Here is a 4,318-nt window from a genome sequence, read left to right as displayed (position 1 = left end):
TCGGGGTCTGACCCCGAATTGGGGCCGATGCGGCTCAGGCCGGCTGAGACAAGGGCGCCGGCTTTCACGGCCGGTCGCGGAGGTGGTGCCTGGCGCGACAACGCGGATTGCTGAAGCGTCCTCGTCGGAATTCCCCTAATCCGCTTCGCTCCCTCCTACTAGCGGCCTGAGCCGCATTACCTCTATTTCGGGGTCTGACCCCGAATAGGGGTAATGCGGCTCAGGCTGGTCTGAAGAGGGGGCTAGCCGTGGAGGATGCGCAGGGCTGGCGGGGTGGGGGCGGGACGTTCGTGCAGCCTGAAGATGCTGACCGCTTCGGTGAGGCTTTGCGCTTGCTGCTGCAGGGAGTCGGCCGCGGCGGCGGCCTGCTCGACCAGCGCGGCGTTCTGCTGCGTGACGCTGTCCATCTGGCTGATGGCGATGCTGATCTGCTCGATGCCGTCGCGCTGCTCGCCGCTGGCCAGGGCGATCTCGCCAATGATGGCGTTGACCCGCTCCACGCTGGCCACCACTTCGGCCATCGTCACCCCCGCCTGCCCCACCAGCCTGCTGCCCGCTTCCACCCGCTCGACCGAGGTGCCGATCAATTCCTTGATTTCCCTCGCCGCCGCCGCCGACCGCTGCGCCAGGTTGCGCACTTCGCTGGCCACCACCGCAAAACCGCGCCCCTGCTCGCCGGCCCGCGCCGCTTCCACCGCCGCGTTCAGCGCCAAAATATTGGTCTGGAACGCGATGCCGTCTATCACGCCGATTATGTCGACGATCTTGCGCGACGATTCGTTGATCGCGCCCATCGTGGCCACCACCTCGGACACCGTGGCGCCGCCGCGCACCGCCACCTGCGACGCGGTGTGCGCCAGCGCGCGCGCCTGGCCGGCGTTCTCATTGTTTTGCCGCACCGTGCTGGTCAGTTCGATCATGGAAGACGCGGTCTCCTCCAGCGAACTGGCCTGCTGCTCGGTGCGCGCGGACAAGTCCATATTGCCGGTGGCAATTTCCGCGCTGGCGGTGGCGATGGTGTCGGTGCCGGCGCGCACCCGGCCGACGATGCTGGCCAGGTTGCCGCTCATTTGCCGGAGCGCAGCCAGCAGTTCGCCCACTTCGTCGCGGCGCATCACGTCCGCCCCGTCCATATTGCTGCGCAAGTCGCCCGCCGCCACCGTCTTGGCAATCCCGATGGCCTGCTTCAGCGGCCGGGTGATGCCGCGTATCAGCCACGTCACGAGCGCGCTGCCCAGCGCCAGCGTGGCCAGCAACATCACCAGCAGCGAAATGCTGGCGCTGCGGTGGGCGGCCTGGTTGTCCACTGCCATGTCGGCGGCCAGCCGGCGCGACTGCTCGCCGATGAATACCACGATGTCGTCGATCTTCCTGGTGGGCGCGCGGTCCATGCCTTTCACGAGCCCGTCGACCAGCTTGGCGCTGTCCGGATTGGCCGGGTCGTACTGCTTGAGCGCGGCCAGATAATTCACGCCCAGCTCTTCATGCATCTTGATCGCCTCGCCCACCAGCGGCGTGGCCACCTGCAGCTTGCCCAGCACACCGTCCAGCTTGCGCAACTCGCGCTGCACCTGCTGGCCGGTCTTGACGAAGGCGGCGCTGTAACGCTGGAGATTTTCGGGGTCGTTGCCGCGCAGCAGAATGTTCTTCCATTCCTGGACCTGGATCTTGAACTCGACCTGCGAACTGCGCGCCGTGTCCACCGCTTCGGTCAGCGTCACGGAACGCTGCATGCCTTCGGCGTTACGTTCCTTGATGAAATTGAGCGCGTCCCAGCCGACATAGCCGACCACCAGCAGTGCCGCGAAGAAGAAGCCGCTGAGCAAGCCCAGCCGCACTCCGATCTTGAGGTCCGAGAATTTCATGATGATTCCCCTTGGAAATACAACACGATGCACGGTCTGCGCCATGCCATTCCATCATGTGCTTCCGCACGGAAAAAGCCAAGGGGAAATCACTAAGCGATTGCTAGCGACTCCTACGCGGGGAACTCCAGCCGGTAGACGTTGCTGTCTTCGTTCCAGCCATCGAGCTTGGTGCGCCGGATGAATTGCATGCCCAGCTTGCCCAGCAGCTGGATGGAGGCCGCGTTGTCGGGCGAGGTGATGGCCATCAGGCGCGGCAGGGCCAGCGCGCCGCGTGCGTGCGCCACCACGGCGGCGGCGGCCTCATAGGCGTAGCCGTGTCCCCAGTAGCGCGGCGAGATGGCGTAGCCGATGTCGGTATCGGGCAACACATCGCGCTTGATCAGGCCGCACATGCCCATCGGCACGCCGTCGCTGCGGCGCTGCACCAGGTACAGCGAATAGCCCAGGCGCTCGTACATGGCCACCGGGCCGTCCAGGATGGCGGCGCGCGCCGCGTCCAGCGTGCGGATGCCGCGATCGCCGATGAAGCGTATCCAGGATGGCTCGTTGACCAGTTCCAGGTAGAAAGGGGCATCGTCCGGGCTGACGGTGCGCAGTTGCAGGCGGTCGGTTTCGATAATCAGCATGAGGTGCGCGGCGTGGCTTACAGGGGCCAGTTGTTCGGATCGTCCAGCAGGCGGTACATGACGTACACGTCCACGTAGCCGAGTTTTTGATGGCGGTAGGCCTTGGGCAGGGTGCCGACGATGGCGAAGCCGAGCTGCTTCCACAACACCACGGCGGCCACGTTGGTGCTGACCACGTAGTTGAACTGCATGGCCAGGAAGCCGTCCCGGCGCGCCTGTTCCAGGCTGTGCCGGCCCAGCAGCTTGCCCACGCCCACGCCCTGCGCCGCCGGGCCGACCATGTAGGACGCGCTGGCCACGTGCGAGCCGCGGTCGGCCTGGTTGGGCACCAGGCGGTACATGCCGAGCAGGCGCTCGCCGTTCAGCACGGCCACCCAGGTTTTCACGCCGGTACCGTACCAGTAGGCGCGGCACGCTTCACGGCTGGCGTCGTCGAACGGATATTGCTCGCCGGTGGCGAGGATATCCTGGAAGATGCGCCACACGGCATCGAAATCGGCTTCCGCAATCGGACGGATGTCTATCTCTTTCAACACGCCCCCAGCTCACTATTTTGATGCATGATTGTCATGCATTTTCGCTGCCGGCGCAATCATGGAGCAGTCATCGCAACCGGAAATCGGCTTGCTCCGGGCGCCCCGGCAGGTTCAGCCGGGCCACGGCGCGCGGCGATTCGCTGACGATTTTTCCGCGCCGCATCACCATCCGGCGCGCCGCGCGCAGGCGGATCGCTTCCACCGGGCTGGCCGCGTCCAGCAGCACCAGGTCGGCATGGCAGCCGGGCGCCAGGCCGTAGCCGTCCAGTCCCAGTATGCGGGCCGGCGTCTCGGTGACGGCGGCGTAGCAGGCCCGCATCGCGTCCTGGCCCGTCATTTGCGCCACGTGCAAGCCCATGTGGGCCACTTCCAGCATGTCGCCCGACCCCAGGCTGTACCAGGGGTCCATCACGCAGTCGTGGCCGAAGGCGACGTCGATGCCGGCCGCCATCAGCTCGGGCACGCGCGTCATGCCGCGCCGCTTGGGGTAGCTGTCGTGGCGGCCCTGCAAGGTGATGTTGATGAGGGGATTGGCGATGGCCGCCACGCCCGCTTCCTTCATCAGCGGCAGCAGCTTGCTCACGTAATAGTTGTCCATCGAATGCATGGAAGTCAGGTGCGAGCCGGCCACCCGGCCGTGCAGGCCGAGGCGGTGGCTGTGGCAGGCCAGGGTTTCGATGTGGCGCGACAGCGGGTCGTCCGATTCGTCGCAATGCATGTCCACCCGCAAGCCCTGCTCGGCGGCGAACTCGCACAGGATGCGCACCGACTCGGCGCCGTCGGCCATGGTGCGCTCGAAGTGCGGGATGCCGCCCACCACCTCCACGCCCATGCCGATGGCACGTTTCAGGTTGGCCAGCGCCGTCGGGCTGCGCAGCACGCCGTCCTGCGGGAAGGCCACCAGCTGCATGTCCAGGTAGGGCGCCACGCGGCGCTTCACTTCCAGCAGCGCCTCCACCGCCAGCAGCCGGTCGTCGCACACGTCCACGTGGGTGCGGATGGCCAGCAGGCCGCGCGCCACGGCCCAGTCGCCATAGCGCATGGCGCGCTCGACCAGGGCTTCCTGGGTCAGCTGCGGCTTCAGCTCGCCCCACAACGCGATGCCTTCGAGCAGCGTGCCGGACTGGTTCACACGCGGCAAGCCGTAGCTGAGCGTGGCGTCCATGTGGAAGTGGGCGTCGACGAAGGGCGGCGACACCAGGTCGCCGGCGGCGTCGATTTCCTGCGCGCCGCGCACCGGCAGGGCCGGGCCGACAGCGGCGATCTTGCCGCCGGCGATGGCCAGGTC

4 protein-coding genes are annotated in these 4,318 nt (G+C 66.9%); all 4 read right to left on the bottom strand.

All coding sequences use genetic code 11. The features are described from left to right. Positions 1–242 precede the first annotated feature (242 nt). Positions 243–1,865: a methyl-accepting chemotaxis protein gene (locus AC6H42_RS17160; RefSeq protein ID WP_057155021.1), complete on the bottom strand. Its 1,623-nt coding sequence runs from the start codon at positions 1,863–1,865 to the stop codon at positions 243–245. A gap of 113 nt (positions 1,866–1,978) precedes the next feature. Further along, a complete protein-coding gene (locus AC6H42_RS17155; protein ID WP_057155020.1) occupies positions 1,979–2,494 on the bottom strand; it encodes a GNAT family N-acetyltransferase in 516 nt (171 codons plus the stop codon). Positions 2,495–2,511: 17 nt separating this feature from the next. Further along, complete coding sequence (locus tag AC6H42_RS17150) at positions 2,512–3,027, bottom strand: GNAT family N-acetyltransferase (RefSeq protein ID WP_057155019.1); 516 nt, start codon at positions 3,025–3,027, stop codon at positions 2,512–2,514. A 70-nt stretch (positions 3,028–3,097) separates the two neighbouring features. Next, a partial coding sequence (locus tag AC6H42_RS17145) for an amidohydrolase family protein (RefSeq protein ID WP_497548562.1) occupies positions 3,098–4,318 on the bottom strand: 1,221 nt, incomplete at its 5' end.

It is taken from the genome of Massilia sp. NBRC 108631, from assembly GCF_059704565.1.
This window is presented reverse-complemented; position numbering and strand designations above follow the sequence as displayed.

Excerpts from the sequence above, each read along its gene's own strand:
- AC6H42_RS17155 (WP_057155020.1), bottom strand. The coding sequence starts at position 2,494 with ATGCTGATTATCGAAACCGACCGCCTGCAACTGCGCACCGTCAGCCCG.
- AC6H42_RS17160 (WP_057155021.1), bottom strand. The coding sequence starts at position 1,865 with ATGAAATTCTCGGACCTCAAGATCGGAGTGCGGCTGGGCTTGCTCAGC.